This is a genomic window from Methanoregula sp. (assembly GCF_023227875.1).
GTDB lineage: Archaea > Halobacteriota > Methanomicrobia > Methanomicrobiales > Methanospirillaceae > Methanoregula.
In genome coordinates this window covers 100739-116663 of record NZ_JALOCH010000007.1, presented here as the reverse complement: position 1 = coordinate 116663, position 15925 = coordinate 100739, and the positions used below count along the sequence as shown (strand labels likewise).

Here is a 15925-nt window from a genome sequence, read left to right as displayed (position 1 = left end):
GTTTTAAGAAATTAAAAGACAATATCTGATAGCGAGTTCCATACCCGCGGATTAAAAGTATCTATTCATACGAGGATGTGACCACGTGCGGTTTGTTGTGACGGGAGGTGCAGGATTCATCGGCTCCCATATCGCGGAGACCCTTGCCCGTCGCGGCGATGAGGTGGTGATCCTTGACAATCTGTTTTCGGGCAAGGTTGAAAATATCAGGCACCTGCTGGATATGCCTGCGGTGACATTTGTTAATGGCAGCATCACCGATCAGCCGCTTCTTCAGGATGCCTGCAGGGATGCGGACGGTATCTTTCATGAAGCGGCAATTACCTCTGTCCCGCGTTCGGTAAAAGATCCACTTGCCTCAAATGAGACCAATGTCAACGGGACCCTGAATGTCCTCGTGGCGGCACAAAAATGCGGGGCGAAAAAAATTGTGTACGCATCATCCTCTTCAGTGTACGGCGATACACCGACACTGCCAAAACGTGAGGATATGGTGCCCAATCCCAAATCCCCGTACGCGATCACGAAACTGACGGGGGAGTATTATCTCAAGGTCTTTCATGAACTGTATGGTATGGACACGGCATCGCTCAGGTACTTCAACGTATTCGGCCCGCGACAGGACCCGCATTCCGAATACTCTGCCGTGATCCCGAAATTTATTACAAAAATCCTGCACCACGAATCCCCGATCATTTACGGGGATGGATCGCAGACCCGGGACTTTACCTATGTGAAAGATGTTGCACAGGCAAATGTCCAGGCAATGGACGGTTCTGCCGAGGGAATATTCAATGTGGCATACGGGAGCAGGATCAGTCTTGTCGAGCTGGCCCACCTCATCATGGAGTCCCTGGGTGAAGAACAATCTCTCACATTTGAGCCCCCGCGATCGGGTGATATCCACGATTCTCTTGCCGCGATCTCGGCAGCACAGGATGCATTCGGATATGCGCCAGAATATACGGTAAAGACCGGTCTTCAGGAGACGATTCAATGGTATCAAAACCAGTAAACGGAAAAACCGTCTGTGTTGTGGGTCTGGGGTATGTTGGTACGCCTCTTGCAGAAGCGTTTGCCGGGCATGTCCCGACCATCGGGTTCGATATCGACCAGCGTAAGGTTGATGCACTTGTTGCCTCCGGCTCAAAAATCCGGGCAATAACCGATCCGGCTGCAATAAAGGAAGCGGATTTTGTCCTCATCTGTGTTCCAACACCGGTGACGAAAGCAAAGGACCCTGACCTCGGGCCGGTTAAATCAGCGACTGTTACCGTTGGGAGGAACCTGAAGCGGAATGCGATTGTTGTTCTTGAGTCTACCGTGTATCCGGGCGTCACCGAAGAGATTGTGATCCCTATACTTGAGAAGGAATCCGGTCTAACGTGCGGGAAGGATTTCTTTGTCGGCTACTCTCCCGAACGGATCAATCCCAACGACGATGCCCATACGCTCGATAAGATCACCAAGATTGTTGCCGGGATGGACGAGAAGACTACCGACAGGCTCGTTGAACTGTATGGCAATGTTACTACGGTCTACCGGGCACCAAATATCAAAACTGCAGAAGCCGCAAAGGTTATCGAGAACATCCAGCGTGACCTGAACATCGCGCTGATGAATGAGCTGGCTCTCATCTTTGGACGCATGGGTCTTGATACCCAGGCAGTGCTCGATGCCGCCGGGACAAAATGGAACTTCCACCCGTACCGCCCGGGTCTCGTGGGGGGCCACTGCATCCCGGTTGATCCGTACTACCTTGTGATGAAGGCCGAGGAGATCGGTTATCATCCCCAGGTGATCCTTGCCGGCCGGGCCATCAATGACTCGATGCCAAAACATGTGGCTGAACTGGCTGTCAAAGGGCTCAATGATGTGGGGAAAGTGATCAAGGGTTCCAGGGTCCTGATCATGGGACTTACGTACAAAGAGGATGTCCCGGATACCCGTGAGTCACCGGTCGAAGAGATTGTCCATGAACTCAAAGAGTTCAAGGTGGATGTATATGGATATGATCCGCTGCTTCCCGATGAGGTGATTACCCGGTTTGGTGCGAAACCTCTTCCTAGGCTGGATATGAAGGTCGATGCGGTGATCATTGCGGTGGCGCATTCGCTGTTTAAGGCGATGCCGGTGGAGAAGATCCGGGGATTGATGAAGGATCATCCGGTGCTGATTGATGTGAGGGGGATGGTGGACCGGGATGGGGCCGAAAAGAGGGGGATGTGTTATCGGAAGTTGTGATATCCGGTAGGATTTTTTACGTTATTTTTTGCAGTCCTTTTCATCAAGGCATCTTATCCGTTGTCGTAAAATGACTTTCACTTCTTGCATTACTTTTTTGACAATCGTAAAAAAAGTATAAAAAAAGAATTATCCGATCGTCAATGACGTATCCCCGTCGAGTTTTTCATCGGCCCTCTCCGGTTTGGCAGCCTTCGTCATCGCATCATGAAGGGCTTTTTTCCCCGCCCGTGTTTCCGGCTCCGGAACAATACCGGTTTCCTCGATTGTATCCGGCAACACACGGTACCGGTAGAATGCTCTTGCATACCCGCGCACCCAGAGCTCGAAGATGAGACCCTGCTGCATGTTCATCGACCGGAATGCATCAATCTGTTTTTTGCATCTTCTCGTGATCATGTCAATATTGAACCATGACGAGTTCACGCGCCGGACACAGACAAAACTCGTGATGCCCTCCCTGATGGCTACGAAATCATACGGAAGATCGTATTCTGATACCACATCGGCCACGGAGAATCCCCATATCACGGCCCGTCGTTTTGCTTCGCGTATTGCCGCTATCGGTTTCTTCAGCCTGACCGGACCGGTATCCCGTCCGGCCGCTGCCGTCGGTTTTCCGGTCTGATCTATGGCCGTTTTCTGTTCTTCCTGCGTTACCGTGGACCTGCAGCCGGTACATGCTGTGCATCCGGCAACATGTCCTGAACCGGCAATCTGCGATCCATCATTCCTGGAAACATCTGCAATCTCCAGGTTCGTCTCGTTCTTTTTGTTCCCTGTTTGCATTTTTTTAATCCTGCCGCATGCCGGGTGGGGCTGAATGGAACGCGAGAGCGTACGCTCTCCGCAGGTGAATCATGAGGAGGAGCGTTTCGGTTCCACCAGCCTGTCCCCGACCGTGTGGCACAATCGTGTTGGAGCGGATATACGATATGCCTGGCTGAATAAATCCGGAGTCCCTGAAACGGGGGAGAATGCACGAACTTACGGCCCATCGGGATGAATATTGCAGGATTCCGGTTGCGCAAAAAAAGGCAATGTTTTTGTATACAACAATTGTAAACAATGATCTATGGCAACTTCTGTGTACAGTATCCGGATCGATTCCCGGGTCCGAAAGATGATCGACGAACTTTCGGGAAGCGGATGCCAGGAAGAGATCCGGGCCCTTATCGAAGATACGGTCAGAACCAAACGCAGAGAACAGCTTCTTGCACATGCGCAGACACGATTTGAATCGATGAGTGCCGGCATGTCTGCGGCCCGGATCATCCGTGAGGCCCGCGATGTCCGGTAAGACCGTGCTCGATTCCGGTGTCATTGCCGCGATCTTTTTTCCGGAAGCGCTGACCGCAAAGGCGATCAAAAATAACCTGGATGGATTGCGTTACGGTGGATCTTGCATTGGCGGAGGTGGCAAATGTTGCCCTGAAACGGATTTCATCCGGGGAGGAACGTCCCGGGGATGTGAAGATCATGCTCGATGATGCCACCCTGTTCATCAATGATCTCTGCGAAACAATCCCCTCCGGTCAATTGATCCCGCCGGCACTCGGCCTGGCCTGCGAGCTCAACATCTCACTTTACGATGCGCTGTTCGTTGCCGCAGCGGTACATCACAGGGCCACGCTGTTCACGGCAGATAAAGAACTTTCATCCGCAGCCAGAAAAGCGTGCACTGTGATGCTGCTGGAATAATTTTCGGTACGATTACGGGCACCGGGTTCAGTTTCGTACGGAATGCCAAAAATACACAATTCCGGCGGTTAACCCCCAATAATCCTCCTTTTTTCCTGTTCAGAACCCTAAAAAAAGTCTACATCATGGTGGCCGGCCTTGTGTTTTTTTATCCATGAGGGATCGGAAGTGCGTTTTCCCGGCCACGGTTACCGGTGGACATCATATGGTACCTGATGCCCATATTCTCCGGCGTGTGGAATCAGGGCGATCCTGAATGTGGACACGGTTTGCCAATCACCGTGTCCATCTTTTTCCGGAGATGTGAGCGGAGCCCGATACGGGCTCCTTTTGACTGGGGAAGAGATGAGGTCCCGCACCAGACCCCATTATCACCCCTGACGGGTGTCCATGCTGTCCGGTAAGGACGATCAATTATCCGGCTGCATCGGAATTCCCGGCCTCTGGTATTTCGGGAATCTCACCAGAAATACGCGATCCCACGAGTCATTACGCCACTATTATCCAACCCTCTGAAATAAGTGGTTGTAAATTCCATACGTACGTTGAAACCATGGTGCAGAAGATCCCCATCGCCCAACCCTCGACCGGCGCGGAAGAACAGGCAGCCGTGGCAGCCGTAATCAAATCCGGTATGCTCGCCCAGGGACCCGCCGTCGCGGAATTTGAGAGAACATTTGCAGACTACTGCGGCGTGAAACATGCAATTGCCGTGAACAGCGGGACCGCAGCACTCCACACTGCGGTCGCATGCGCCGGGATCAAGCCCGGCGACGAGGTCATCGTTCCCACGTTCTCATTCTTCGCCACTGCAAGCTGTGTCTCAATGTGCGGTGCAAAACCGGTTTTTGTCGATGTGGATGCGAAGACATTCAATATCAATCCCGGATCCGTTGCGGAAGCCGTGACGAAGAAGACAAAAGCAGTCATCGGTGTTCACCTCTTCGGCCAGCCATTTGATATCCGACCGGTCCGGGAGATCTGCGATGATCATAAACTCGCACTGATTGAAGATGCGGCCCAGGCACACGGGGCAGAATATAGCGGGAAGCGGATTGGAGGATTCGGAAAAGCCAGCTGTTTCTCTTTCTATCCGACGAAGAACATGACAACGGGTGAAGGCGGGATCGTCACGACCAATGACGATGCATACGCGACGAAGATGAGGATATTCATCAGCCATGGCCAGAGCGAGAAGTACCGCCACGTCATGATCGGGTATAACTACCGGATGACGGATATTGGTGGGGCGATCGGGTGCGAGCAGATGAAAAAACTCCCGGACTTCAACGCCCTGCGGATCGCGAATGCATCGTACCTCAATTCCCATCTTTCCGTAGAGGGCCTGATCACCCCGTACCGCATGCCGGATTCGACCCACGTCTATCACCAGTACGTGATCCGGATCGCGCCGGAGTTCCCGATGAACCGGGCGGAGTTCATGAAATGTCTCGCAGATCGCGGGATTGGCACCGCGGTCCACTACCCGATACCCATCCACAGGCAGCCCGTGTACCAGGAGATGAATCCCACGGTCTCCTGCCCGGTTGCCGAGCAACTCTGTGATGAGGTACTCTCCCTGCCGGTGCACCCGAATGTGACCAAGCCAATGCTTGAAGAGATCTGCACAACAATAAACGGAGTAAACTAAACATGGATGTCGGAGTCATCGGTGTCGGGGTCATGGGCAGGAACCATGCCCGTGTCTATTCAGAACTGAAGCAGGTTGATTCGTTATGGATCACCGACCTGAATACAAACGCGGCAACGGAAGTTGCGAAGGCGAATGACGGACAGGTTGCCCCGAGTGTCGAAGCCCTGCTGGAAAAGGTCGATGCGGTCAGCATCTGCGTCCCGACCCCGTTCCATCACGATGTGGCGGCAAAGGTCTTCGCTGGCGGCGTCAATGCCCTGATCGAGAAGCCGATCTGCCAGACCTCCGCACAGGCAGAAGCACTCGTCAAAATCATCCCGAAAGACCTGACCGTCGGTGTGGGACACATCGAGCGGTTCAACCCGATCATCGATGAGATCCGCAGGATGATCAATAAACCCCTCTACATCGAGACGAAACGCCATAACCCGGCCTCTTCCCGGATCACCGGGACCTCGGTTGTCGAGGATCTCATGATCCACGACATCGATGTGATCTTCAATCTCTTCCCCCGAGAGGACTATTCCCTGCACAGCGCGGGCAATGCCGATGTTTGCGGTGCACTGATTGCGATTAATGGTACGACCGTGTACATGTCCGCGAGCCGCAAATCCTCCAAGAAGATCCGGATGATCTATATCGAGCAGGAGGACTGCACGATTGAAGGCGACTACATGACCCAGGAGATTGCAATATACCGAAAACCCGGGCAGTACACAATCGTGCATGATCGGTATGTGCAGGAAAATATTATCGAGAAAGTTCTTGTCAATAAACAGGAACCCCTGAAGCGGGAACTGTCGACGTTCCTCGAATGTGCTTCGGCAAAGAAACCATTCCCGATCACGCCGGAGCAGGCGTTGCAGAACCTCCGCGTATCTGAGCAGATAACTCATGGATTCTCCTGAACGAATCCGGTGATTGTCATGGACTCAGTACTATCATCGCTTATCAACAAGCGCGGGCCTATCAGAACCATCGGGGTCATCGGCATGGGGTATGTCGGTATTCCTGCAGCCGCGCTCTTTGCGGATTCACCTGCATTTGAGCGGGTATACGGGTTCCAGCGCGACTCTCCCACCTCTGGCTACAAGATCGCCATGCTCAACCGGGGCGAGAGCCCGCTGAAAGGTGAGGAGCCGGGACTTGATGACCTCCTCGCGAAGGTTGCTCGTGCAGGGAAGTTTGTCTGCACATCTGACTTTTCCAAGATCTCGGAACTCGATGTTGTTACACTTGCCATCCAGACCCCGTTTTTGAATAAGAATGACCTGCTGCCGGACTTCTCTGCACTGTTTGATGGTGTAAAAAATGTCGGGCGGTATCTCAAACCGGGGATGCTCGTTGTCCTGGAGTCGACAATCACGCCGGGAACGACAACCGGAATTGCCCGTCAGATCCTTGAAGAGGAATCCGGTATGAAAGCAGGTTGCGATTTCGCTCTTGTTCATGCCCCGGAACGCGTGATGGTGGGACGACTGCTCCGGAACATCCAGGAGCATGACCGGATTGTGGGTGGTATCGATGATGTGAGTACGCAGCGGGCGACCTATCTGTATTCACCGATCCTTACGAAAGGTCGCATCATCCCGATGACGGCAACTGCTGCTGAGGTGACCAAGACTGCGGAAAATACGTTTCGGGACCTGCAGATCGCAGCAGCAAATGAACTGGCATTGTACTGCGAGGCGATGGGGATTAATTTCTATGATGTGCGGAGCGGTATCGATTCCCTCAAAGGAGAAGGGATCACCCGTGCAATTCTCTGGCCTGGCGCTGGTGTCGGGGGACATTGCCTGACAAAAGATACCTATCATCTTGAGCGGGGAGTGAAGGTTCTCGGGGGGCAGCTGGATTATCCTGCCGGGAAAGATTCGCTCTTTGTCCTCGCCCGGAACATTAACGATTTCATGCCCCGTCACATGTTCACATTAACAACTCTTGGTCTGGGACGGATTGGAAAAACAATACGGGGATCGAAGATTGCGCTTCTTGGCTGGGCATTCCTCGCGAACTCTGACGATGCCCGCAATACGCCAGCAGAACCATTCCGGGATCTGGTGCTTGAAGCCGGTGGCGAAGTTACTGTGCATGACCCGTGGGTCGATTCGTATCCGGATGTCCCGATTGATCACGATATTGATACTGTGCTGGCAGGTGCGGATGCTGTGATCCTTTTTACCGGGCACACTGAGTACAAAAATATTTCACCGGCAGGGATCCGGAAGGCATGCGGTCATGACACCATTGTCATTGTTGACGGGAGGAATGTGATCGATCCTGATATGTTTATCAATGCCGGTTTTGTCTACAAGGGTATCGGACGCGGGGACAAGAATGAGCATCCGATTCGGATTGCTTTGCCATGAAGATCGTCACGATTGTCGGGGCAAGGCCCCAGTTCGTCAAGTGTGCCCCGGTCTCCCGTGAACTCCGGAAGGAACACACTGAGATCCTCGTGCATACCGGCCAGCATTATGACCCGGAGATGTCGGATATTTTTTTCAGGTAAAATTGAATTCCTCGTTTCTCGCTGCACTAATATACACGGGAAGCTTACATACCCTGTATATGAAAACCCGGAAAGAGTTTGTTGCGATTCTCTTATCCTTAAAAGGCGAGCTTGAATCTCGGTTTCATGTTAAATCTATCGGGATTTTTGGCTCAGTAGCGAGGAACGAGAATACTGAGACCAGTGATCTGGACCTTATCGTTGATTTTTCAGAACCTGTCGGTATGTTCAAATTCCTGGAACTCCGGGATTACCTTCGTCTTGCACTGAACACCGATGTCGATCTGACCACCCCGCGGGCACTTAAACCTGCGATCAGGCAAACGGTGGAAAGAGATGTGCTTTATGTCTGAAAAAAGGAACGTTCATCTTTTTCTCGATGACATGGATAATGCGATTCATCGTATCCTGCACTTTACACAGGGTATGACATACGAAGAATTTTTACACGATCTGAAGACTCAGGATGCGATTCTCCGGAATATCCAGGTGCTGGGAGATGCAGCCACGAATATTCCCCCAGAGATCTGTATGCTCTATCAGGATATTGACTGGAAGTATATCATAGGGATGAGAAATCTTATCACACACAGGTATTTTGATGTGGATATGTGGATTCTCTGGACAACAATCACCGGGGATCTTCCACGACTTGAACGCCAATTGAAAACGATTATCGACAAATAAGAAGTTTTAAAATTATCACAGGGATTTTTTTATGAAGATTGTCACCATTGTCGGCGCAAGGCCCCCGTTCGTCACATGCACCCTGCCGGCATGACATTGTCATCCTCGTTGTGCCGATACTAATTTATCCGGGTTTAAAATCCGAATTATTGATGCCGATTATAACGATCTGGAATATTATAGTACCAGAAAGACTATAGTTATCATCAGAAATCAGATACGCACTACTGGACAATTGAGGGATTCTTACTATGGCAAAAATAATGGAAGTTGTGTTTGATGGATCCGTATTCCGGCCATCCGGACCCGTTCATCTTGAGGCCGGAAAAAATATACTATCACGTTGAAGTCTATTCCGGAAGATTCTGATGTAGAGCAGGATTCGGCATTTGGTATTTCATCCCTTGCTGCTGTGTTGCACAAATCATCGGAAGTCCCTGAATCAGATGGATTCTGGGAAGCATGTGCAGCCAATCCACCTATATTCCTCATCGAAAGCGGGATGTCGCGGGAAGCCCGCTTTGAAATTCTTCTGCTACAATTTGCTTGTTGCTCCTTTCAGAATTTTAAAACTGGACATTTTTCCTGCGGGGTGTGTCCGTTCATTGGGGAATTATGCAACACAGCATCCCTTGCTGTAACTACAGATATACCGGATCTTGCAACAGAGCATGACCATTACCTCTATGGACTGCCGAAACGAGGAGTCCATGAAAACTGATGTTTGTTTTGTTGAATCTCCTGCTGACAGATATGCATATAAGATTTAAGATAAAAGATTCACTGTAAGCAGAAATTTTTTCATCTGGTATATGAGTGAAGGTATGAATAAAAAAAGAAAAGTCAACAAAGAAGTCTTAAGCGAGATCCTGCGGCGTATTGTTAATTGTGCAAAACCTGAAAAAATTATCCTGTTTGGCTCAACAGCACGGGGAGAAAGTGGGCCCGACAGCGATCTGGATCTCCTGGTGATCAAATCCGGCAATTACAACCCGCGTACCGTTGCGGCTGATATTTATATGAAATTGTATGGCGTGGGCCAGGCAATTGACCTGATTGTTGTCACACCCGAGCAGGTACAGGAGTATGGCAATTCCCCGTATCTTGTCCTGCATCCTGCACTGCATGAAGGGAAGGTACTTTACGATGCCGGAACGGCTTCCGCCCAGTGATCCCCGGGAATGGTTACACAGGGCACGCAGTTGTCTTGCGATCGCCCGCTGTCGAAAACCGGAAATTTATCATGAGGATCTGTGTTATCAGGCCCAACAGGCAGCGGAGAAAGCGATTAAGGCGGTGTTTATTGCTCGCGCACTTCCGTTCCCCTATATCCACGACCTCTCGGATCTTTTTCTTCGACTGGAGAAAAGTGGACTTGCCATTCCGGATGCGATAAAAACTGCATCACGTCTTACTCCGTTTGCTGTTCATACGCGATACCCGGGTTTTGAATTCCCTGTTAGCGAAGAAGAGTATACCGAAGCGCTTGTTCTTGCTGAATCCGTGGTTTACTGGGCAGAGAATATCATTTCAGTATGAGAAATCCTGATTTTTCTCAGATATAGTCGTCATGCACAAAAAGGTAATCACTATGAAGATCGTCACCATTGTCGGGGCACGCCCGCAATTTGTCAAGTGCGCTGCGGTGTCCCGGGAGATCCGGAATGATCACACCGAAATCCTGGTCCATACCGGACAGCATTACGATCCGGAGATGTCCGAAGTTTTTTTTGACGAACTCCAGATCCCGAAACCGGATTACAACCTTGGGATCGGATCCGGGCCTCACGGCAAACAGACCGGCCTGACCCTTGCGGGTATCGAAGAAGTTCTCCTGAAGGAGGAGCCTGACCTCGTGATGGTCTATGGCGACACCAACTCCACGCTCGCAGGTGCCCTTGCGGCTGTCAAACTTCGTATCCCGGTAGCCCACGTGGAAGCAGGGCTGCGTTCGTTCGACCGTGCCATGCCCGAGGAGATCAACCGGGTCGTGACCGATCACGTATCCGATTTTTTATTCTGCCCGACACAGAATGCAGTAAATCTCCTGGCAAAAGAAGGAGTAACCAAGGGCGTTCACCTGGTCGGGGACGTGATGGCGGATGTGCTGGCGTTCAACAGGACACTTGCCGCAAAGAATTCCCGGGTCATCGAATCCCTCGCTCTCGATCCCGGGAATTATTGCGTTGCCACTATCCACCGGCCTTCGAACACGGACAATCGCGATGCTTTGTCAGCCATTATCCGGGCGTTTGGGCAGGCAACGGTACCGGTTGTTTTCCCGGTCCATCCCCGGACCCGGAAATATCTCGGCGAGTACGGGCTGCTGGACCGGATGCCGGAGAATATTCGTCTCGCAGAACCGCTCGGGTACTTAGATATGATCCGGCTGATGGGCAGTGCAAGGAAGATCCTCACCGATTCCGGCGGGGTCCAGAAGGAGGCATACCTGCTGGGTGTTCCTTGTGTTACTCTCCGGGAGAATACGGAATGGATCGAGACTTTGCATGACGGGTGGAATGTTCTTGTCGGATCGGATGAAAAGAAGATCCTGTCCTCACTGGAGACTCCAGTTCCTGCGCGGCCGCAACGGGATCTTTACCCCCCGGGGGCAAGTGGGAAGATTCGGAAGATCCTTAAGTTTGGCATCTGATGTCAGATGGTATCAGATTTTCCCCCTTGTATCTCTTTTTCTTACCGAATCAATTCATCTTCACATGGTCTGATCGCAGAAGCCAATGAATAGCACTCATGAGAAGCACAAGGCCACTTATAAAAAATTTCTGCTCTGTAGAAATCCTTCTTAAAAACAGATTGTACCCGACGACCGGAAGATCAAAGGTACATAGTCTCCTTACCTGAATGTGTGTTCAAAAAGCAAGGAGACAACTAAAAGATTGGCGAGCCGGAATATCAGGTTTGTCCGAGCAGCGATTTCGATCGTGAAAGCGATACGAATAACACCGTATTCCAGTAAATATTCGAAAAAATCTACACCCAGTATAAACTTCTGGTCCTGATACTCTTCAAAGACTACCGGAACCAGCACTACCGGGATTTCATTGAAGATATTGAAGACATGGAATCGATCCAGGAGGTACTGGATCTATCCGTCGTGCCTCATTTCACGACACTTCAAAAATTCTTCAGCCGGATTAAAACCCTGTACCTCCGCTACGCATTCAGGAAAACTCTGAATCTTTTTTATTTCAACGACGATCCGATCCCAATCACGGCAATCAATTCATCCGGATTTACCAGCTGATATTCGAGTCATTATTACTCAGCCAGAACCGGTAAGATTCGAAAACATTTCCTGAAAACGTCGATCTCAGTTGACACCGATCAACAGGTTATCACCGGGTTCATCACTTCAAACAGCCGGGTTCACGACACCGTCACGCAGCGCGGTTACTCCGACAGTGCCACAAGATGCGACGGTCAGAGTGCTACGGTATGGATCGGGGATACGACTCCGAAGCAATTCATCGGCAGATCCGAGATGATCTGCACGCTGATTCGATCATTCCAATCCGTTCATGGAATAACGAGGTCGTCGGGGGAACTTACCGCAAGGAAATGGATTTACAATTCGACAACGTCAGATATCGAAGACGACAACTTGTTGAAAACAAGTTTTCCGTCCTGAAAAGAAAGTTCAGTGGCGATCTAAAAGCAAGAAAATTTGTTATGCAGTTGAAGGAGATCGCCGGGAAAATGATTGTCTGCAACATTCACAGGTTCTTACAATTTCTCGTCATTGAGGTTTTCTACAGGCAAAAATTTCGACTGTTCTGTTCATCCAATTTTTGAAAAGAACTCAAAAAAAATCCCTTTCATTGGAGATCCTAGAATCCCGATTGTTATCCTTGAGAATTCAAAGCGCCCGTAAACTCCCCTCCCCGTTGCCCCGGCTAAGACTGCCCGGTCCTGGAAATGAGCGTCCCCTATTGCAAGGATGCAAGCTAGCTGATGATTAATTGAAGAATTAACAGACTCAACACTCCTCCTTCTTAAAGTAGATGATCGAACACAAACACCGCGAATGCAATTATATTTTAATGATCTGCTCCCAAATTTAGTGAGTATTATTTGATGGGCAAATACTGAAATAGTAAAAAAAAATTGATAATATCCTTCGGTAACATCATGAGTTCACAAGAAATAGCACCTGATGAGATTTCTCGAACAAAAACGGGTTTTATAGAGCATATAAGAGTATCCCAGAATAATTTTCGTAATGCCCTTCATATCCTATTTTTTTACGCACAGGATTTCAGGCAATATCTGTTGGCCCTTCTCTTTTTGAGTATAATTCTTGGTCTCATGGAGACCTTCCAGATTGTCCTCCTCTATCCAATATTGAATGCATCTTTTAATTTACAAGATGCAGGCATTCCGTTTTTTGAACCATTGTATGCCGCTGTACGTAATACAATTCATCTGCCAGAGGTTGTTGCGTTCAGTCTTTTGTTTATTGTCTTTGTTTTTCTGACGTTTGTTGTTACGCTGATTTATAAATATTTATCGTTATATCTCACAAAGGCAATTATAATAAAGATCAAAGGATCCATCTTTAAAAAACTCATTAATAGTGATTATCGGTTCTATGTAGATAACCGGAGAGGTGATATCCAGTATGCGGTTATCTCGGCACCGGCAAGAATTAAGCAATTTATCGAGACATCAACGATAATTTTCTCCGAAATCGTTGTAATTCTGACAATACTTGTTGCAATGTTTCTGGTATCCCCTACGGGTGTTGCCCTGTTGCTCTTCGTTGGAATTCTGTTTGTTCTGATTGTTCAATTCATCGGCAAACGTGTGGCATATCGTCTGGGAACTCTTCAATTACTCTCTGTCCAGTCTGAGAACGAAGTAATCAACGAGTACATTCAGGGATTGAGACAGATACGGTCCGTTGATGGTGATGCATACTGGCAGAAAAAGTATAATGTGGCCCTTCGAAATTACTGGAATAGATTCGTTAAGCTTAGTTTCATTAAGAATTTGCCGAGTGCAACACTTCATTTTTTCTTTTTTTCAGCAATAGCACTGGTTGTTATATTTTTCTATTATATTTATGAAGAGCAGTTCATGTATGTGATCCCCCTCATTGGGACATTTGCTTATTCTGTATTAAAAATCCTTCCAAGATTACAGGGAATTAGTTCGCAGTATATGATCGTGATGGATGAATATCCCGATCTTGAAAGGATTTACCAGTTCCTGAATGATTCCCGGTACCATACAATCCGACGCGGCACGAAATCATTTGACGTTCTTACCTCTGATATTATATTTAAGGATGCAAGTTTTTCGTATCATAATGATCAGGAGTTGATCGATGGCATTAATCTGACAATAAAAAGAAATAAAATAACCGCGCTCGTAGGTCAATCCGGGTCAGGAAAATCTACAATTGTATCCTTACTTCTCCGGTATTATGATTTAAAAAAGGGCAGAATCCTCATCAATGATATCGACCTGCGTGAGTACGACCTGAAAACAATTCTTCGTAAGGTTGGCTATGTGAGTCAGGATACCTTTATCTATAACACAACTATCCGTGAGAATATTGCATTTAGTGGTGATTTTTCCGAGGAACAAATCATTGAGGCAGCAAAAAGGGCAAATATTCACACATTCATATCGGGCCTGCCCGACGGCTATCAATCGATAGTAGGAGACCAGGGACTCAAATTGTCGGGTGGCGAAAAACAGAGGATTGCCATTGCACGTGCACTTGTCAGGTCGCCAGAAATACTGGTGCTTGATGAAGCAACAAGCAACCTTGATAACACATCCGAGGCGATCGTTCAGGATTCAATCAATCAGATATCCGGGACGATTACCACGTTTATTATTGCTCACCGGCTTTCAACCATCCGGAAGGCAGAGACAATCTACGTTATGAGCAAAGGAAAAATCGTAGAGTGCGGGAATCATGATGAACTTATGGCAAAGAAGGGACGGTATTATGAGTTATATGAATCGGAAGGATGAATGTATTTGCGAAATGAGATATTTCACAATAATATGACCCCTTTCGGAAAAAAAACAATTGATTTGAAATTTTATCCTGAAAAATTAATATGCATAATTGAAAATAGTAAGGATGGTGTTCGATGAAAGAATTTGATGATAAAACCGTTTTGATAACCGGAGGCACAGGTTCATTTGGAAGAACGTTTCTGGCAACGTTATTGCGTGAAGATAATCCACATAGCATCCGTGTTTATTCGCGGGGAGAATTGCTTCAGTACGAAACAGAAAAAATGTTTCTCGATGATCGCATCAGGTTTTTTATTGGAGACGTCCGGGACAAAGAACGGCTTTCAAGAGCGATGAATGGTGTGGATATCGTTGTCCACGCTGCTGCTCTCAAGCAGGTACCTGCCTGTGAATACAATCCCATTGAAGCAGTGAAGACCAATATCAATGGAACCATCAATATCATCAATACCGCAATCGATAATAATGTTGACCGGGTCATCGCTCTCAGCACCGATAAAGCTGTCCATCCTGTCAACCTGTATGGATCGACAAAGATGGTTGCAGAAAAATTATTTGTTCAGGGAAATTCTTATACCGGCGGTGATCGGCATACAAAGTTTTCCTGTGTCCGATACGGAAATGTTGTAGGAAGCCGGGGGAGCGTGGTTCCCCTCTTCCAGGAACAGAAAAAAACAGGGCGACTCACGATCACCGACGAACGAATGACCAGATTCTGGCTGACCCTCGAAGAAGGGGTTCAGTTTGTAAGAAATTGCCTTCCGATAATGAATGGCGGGGAAATATTTGTCCCGAAAATTCCCAGTATGAAAGTGACCGATCTGGCACGTGCAATGGCTCCCGATGCAAAGATCGATGTTATCGGCATCAGACCCGGGGAAAAACTGCATGAAATTCTTCTCACTGATGATGAAGCACGGCATACGAAAGAGTATGAAACATACTATATCATCGAGCCTGAACTAAAATTCTGGAAAAAGAACGACTCTACTGGTGGCGGACGGGTATTGCCGGAAGGTTTCCGCTACAGTAGTGATAACAATACTCACTGGCTGAGTATTGACGATCTCAACCGCATGATCACATCATCATCTCATTGAGATGGAAAAAGT

At 48.7% G+C, this 15925-nt stretch carries 16 protein-coding genes and 2 pseudogenes; 17 read left to right on the top strand and 1 reads right to left on the bottom strand.

Features of this window, described 5'->3' with window-relative positions; translation table 11 throughout:
* Positions 1 to 85: 85 nt before the first annotated feature.
* Together M0R30_RS09145 and M0R30_RS09140 are read left to right on the top strand one after the other, a co-directional pair.
* Positions 86 to 1015, top strand: coding sequence for an SDR family oxidoreductase (locus M0R30_RS09145; RefSeq protein ID WP_292546095.1), 930 nt, complete (start codon positions 86 to 88; stop codon positions 1013 to 1015).
* A complete protein-coding gene (locus tag M0R30_RS09140; protein ID WP_292546093.1) occupies positions 997 to 2244 on the top strand; it encodes a nucleotide sugar dehydrogenase in 1248 nt (415 codons plus the stop codon). Before M0R30_RS09145 ends, M0R30_RS09140 begins: the two co-directional genes overlap by 19 nt.
* Before the next feature lie 129 nt (positions 2245 to 2373).
* Here M0R30_RS09140 and M0R30_RS09135 read toward each other — a convergent pair whose 3' ends face one another.
* On the bottom strand, positions 2374 to 3033 hold the full coding sequence (locus M0R30_RS09135) for a hypothetical protein (RefSeq protein WP_292546091.1): 660 nt from the start codon (positions 3031 to 3033) through the stop codon (positions 2374 to 2376).
* Positions 3034 to 3319: 286 nt separating this feature from the next.
* Here M0R30_RS09135 and M0R30_RS09130 point away from each other — a divergent pair, with 286 nt between their 5' ends.
* The 15 genes and pseudogenes from M0R30_RS09130 (at position 3320) to pseB (ending at position 15913) form a co-directional block, all read left to right on the top strand.
* Entirely contained in the window at positions 3320 to 3544 is a 225-nt protein-coding gene (locus tag M0R30_RS09130) for a hypothetical protein (RefSeq protein ID WP_292546089.1), read from the top strand.
* 95 nt (positions 3545 to 3639) lie between these two features.
* Complete coding sequence (locus tag M0R30_RS09125) at positions 3640 to 3945, top strand: type II toxin-antitoxin system VapC family toxin (RefSeq protein ID WP_292546087.1); 306 nt, start codon at positions 3640 to 3642, stop codon at positions 3943 to 3945.
* Positions 3946 to 4498: 553 nt separating this feature from the next.
* On the top strand, positions 4499 to 5596 hold the full coding sequence (locus M0R30_RS09120) for a DegT/DnrJ/EryC1/StrS family aminotransferase (protein ID WP_292546085.1): 1098 nt from the start codon (positions 4499 to 4501) through the stop codon (positions 5594 to 5596).
* A gap of 2 nt (positions 5597 to 5598) precedes the next feature.
* Positions 5599 to 6507 carry a Gfo/Idh/MocA family oxidoreductase gene (locus M0R30_RS09115; protein ID WP_292546083.1) on the top strand — a complete coding sequence of 303 codons (909 nt, stop codon included), beginning with the start codon at positions 5599 to 5601 and terminating at the stop codon, positions 6505 to 6507.
* Positions 6508 to 6525: 18 nt separating this feature from the next.
* Entirely contained in the window at positions 6526 to 7968 is a 1443-nt protein-coding gene (locus tag M0R30_RS09110) for a nucleotide sugar dehydrogenase (RefSeq protein ID WP_292546080.1), read from the top strand.
* Positions 7965 to 8108 (top strand): annotated as a pseudogene (locus tag M0R30_RS09105) (UDP-N-acetylglucosamine 2-epimerase (non-hydrolyzing)); the annotation flags it as partial. The gene M0R30_RS09110 and the pseudogene M0R30_RS09105, both read left to right, overlap by 4 nt.
* 62 nt (positions 8109 to 8170) lie before the next feature.
* Positions 8171 to 8464 carry a nucleotidyltransferase family protein gene (locus tag M0R30_RS09100; protein WP_292546078.1) on the top strand — a complete coding sequence of 98 codons (294 nt, stop codon included), beginning with the start codon at positions 8171 to 8173 and terminating at the stop codon, positions 8462 to 8464.
* Positions 8457 to 8798 carry a DUF86 domain-containing protein gene (locus M0R30_RS09095; protein ID WP_292546076.1) on the top strand — a complete coding sequence of 114 codons (342 nt, stop codon included), beginning with the start codon at positions 8457 to 8459 and terminating at the stop codon, positions 8796 to 8798. Before M0R30_RS09100 ends, M0R30_RS09095 begins: the two co-directional genes overlap by 8 nt.
* 343 nt (positions 8799 to 9141) lie before the next feature.
* A complete protein-coding gene (locus M0R30_RS09090; RefSeq protein ID WP_292546074.1) occupies positions 9142 to 9519 on the top strand; it encodes a hypothetical protein in 378 nt (125 codons plus the stop codon).
* Positions 9520 to 9622: 103 nt separating this feature from the next.
* A complete protein-coding gene (locus M0R30_RS09085; RefSeq protein WP_292546071.1) occupies positions 9623 to 9970 on the top strand; it encodes a nucleotidyltransferase domain-containing protein in 348 nt (115 codons plus the stop codon).
* Positions 9945 to 10337 carry a HEPN domain-containing protein gene (locus tag M0R30_RS09080; RefSeq protein ID WP_292546069.1) on the top strand — a complete coding sequence of 131 codons (393 nt, stop codon included), beginning with the start codon at positions 9945 to 9947 and terminating at the stop codon, positions 10335 to 10337. Before M0R30_RS09085 ends, M0R30_RS09080 begins: the two co-directional genes overlap by 26 nt.
* A 31-nt stretch (positions 10338 to 10368) precedes the next feature.
* A complete protein-coding gene (gene wecB / locus M0R30_RS09075) occupies positions 10369 to 11451 on the top strand; it encodes a UDP-N-acetylglucosamine 2-epimerase (non-hydrolyzing) (RefSeq protein WP_366513123.1) in 1083 nt (360 codons plus the stop codon).
* A 749-nt stretch (positions 11452 to 12200) separates the two neighbouring features.
* Positions 12201 to 12611: pseudogene (locus tag M0R30_RS14755) on the top strand (transposase); the annotation flags it as partial.
* A 477-nt stretch (positions 12612 to 13088) separates the two neighbouring features.
* Complete coding sequence (locus tag M0R30_RS09070; RefSeq protein WP_292546067.1) at positions 13089 to 14804, top strand: ABC transporter ATP-binding protein; 1716 nt, start codon at positions 13089 to 13091, stop codon at positions 14802 to 14804.
* Between the two features lie 122 nt (positions 14805 to 14926).
* Complete coding sequence (gene pseB, locus M0R30_RS09065) at positions 14927 to 15913, top strand: UDP-N-acetylglucosamine 4,6-dehydratase (inverting) (RefSeq protein WP_292546065.1); 987 nt, start codon at positions 14927 to 14929, stop codon at positions 15911 to 15913.
* Positions 15914 to 15925 lie beyond the last annotated feature (12 nt).

Bases quoted from the DNA above. Each gene is read 5' to 3' on its own strand.
- M0R30_RS09085 (WP_292546071.1), top strand. From the start codon at position 9,623: ATGAATAAAAAAAGAAAAGTCAACAAAGAAGTCTTAAGCGAGATCCTG.
- M0R30_RS09115 (WP_292546083.1), top strand. From the start codon at position 5,599: ATGGATGTCGGAGTCATCGGTGTCGGGGTCATGGGCAGGAACCATGCC.
- M0R30_RS09110 (WP_292546080.1), top strand. From the start codon at position 6,526: ATGGACTCAGTACTATCATCGCTTATCAACAAGCGCGGGCCTATCAGA.
- M0R30_RS09100 (WP_292546078.1), top strand. From the start codon at position 8,171: ATGAAAACCCGGAAAGAGTTTGTTGCGATTCTCTTATCCTTAAAAGGC.
- wecB (WP_366513123.1), top strand. From the start codon at position 10,369: ATGCACAAAAAGGTAATCACTATGAAGATCGTCACCATTGTCGGGGCA.
- M0R30_RS09135 (WP_292546091.1), bottom strand. From the start codon at position 3,033: ATGCAAACAGGGAACAAAAAGAACGAGACGAACCTGGAGATTGCAGAT.
- M0R30_RS09130 (WP_292546089.1), top strand. From the start codon at position 3,320: ATGGCAACTTCTGTGTACAGTATCCGGATCGATTCCCGGGTCCGAAAG.
- M0R30_RS09095 (WP_292546076.1), top strand. From the start codon at position 8,457: ATGTCTGAAAAAAGGAACGTTCATCTTTTTCTCGATGACATGGATAAT.
- M0R30_RS09080 (WP_292546069.1), top strand. From the start codon at position 9,945: ATGCCGGAACGGCTTCCGCCCAGTGATCCCCGGGAATGGTTACACAGG.
- pseB (WP_292546065.1), top strand. From the start codon at position 14,927: ATGAAAGAATTTGATGATAAAACCGTTTTGATAACCGGAGGCACAGGT.
- M0R30_RS09140 (WP_292546093.1), top strand. From the start codon at position 997: ATGGTATCAAAACCAGTAAACGGAAAAACCGTCTGTGTTGTGGGTCTG.
- M0R30_RS09120 (WP_292546085.1), top strand. From the start codon at position 4,499: ATGGTGCAGAAGATCCCCATCGCCCAACCCTCGACCGGCGCGGAAGAA.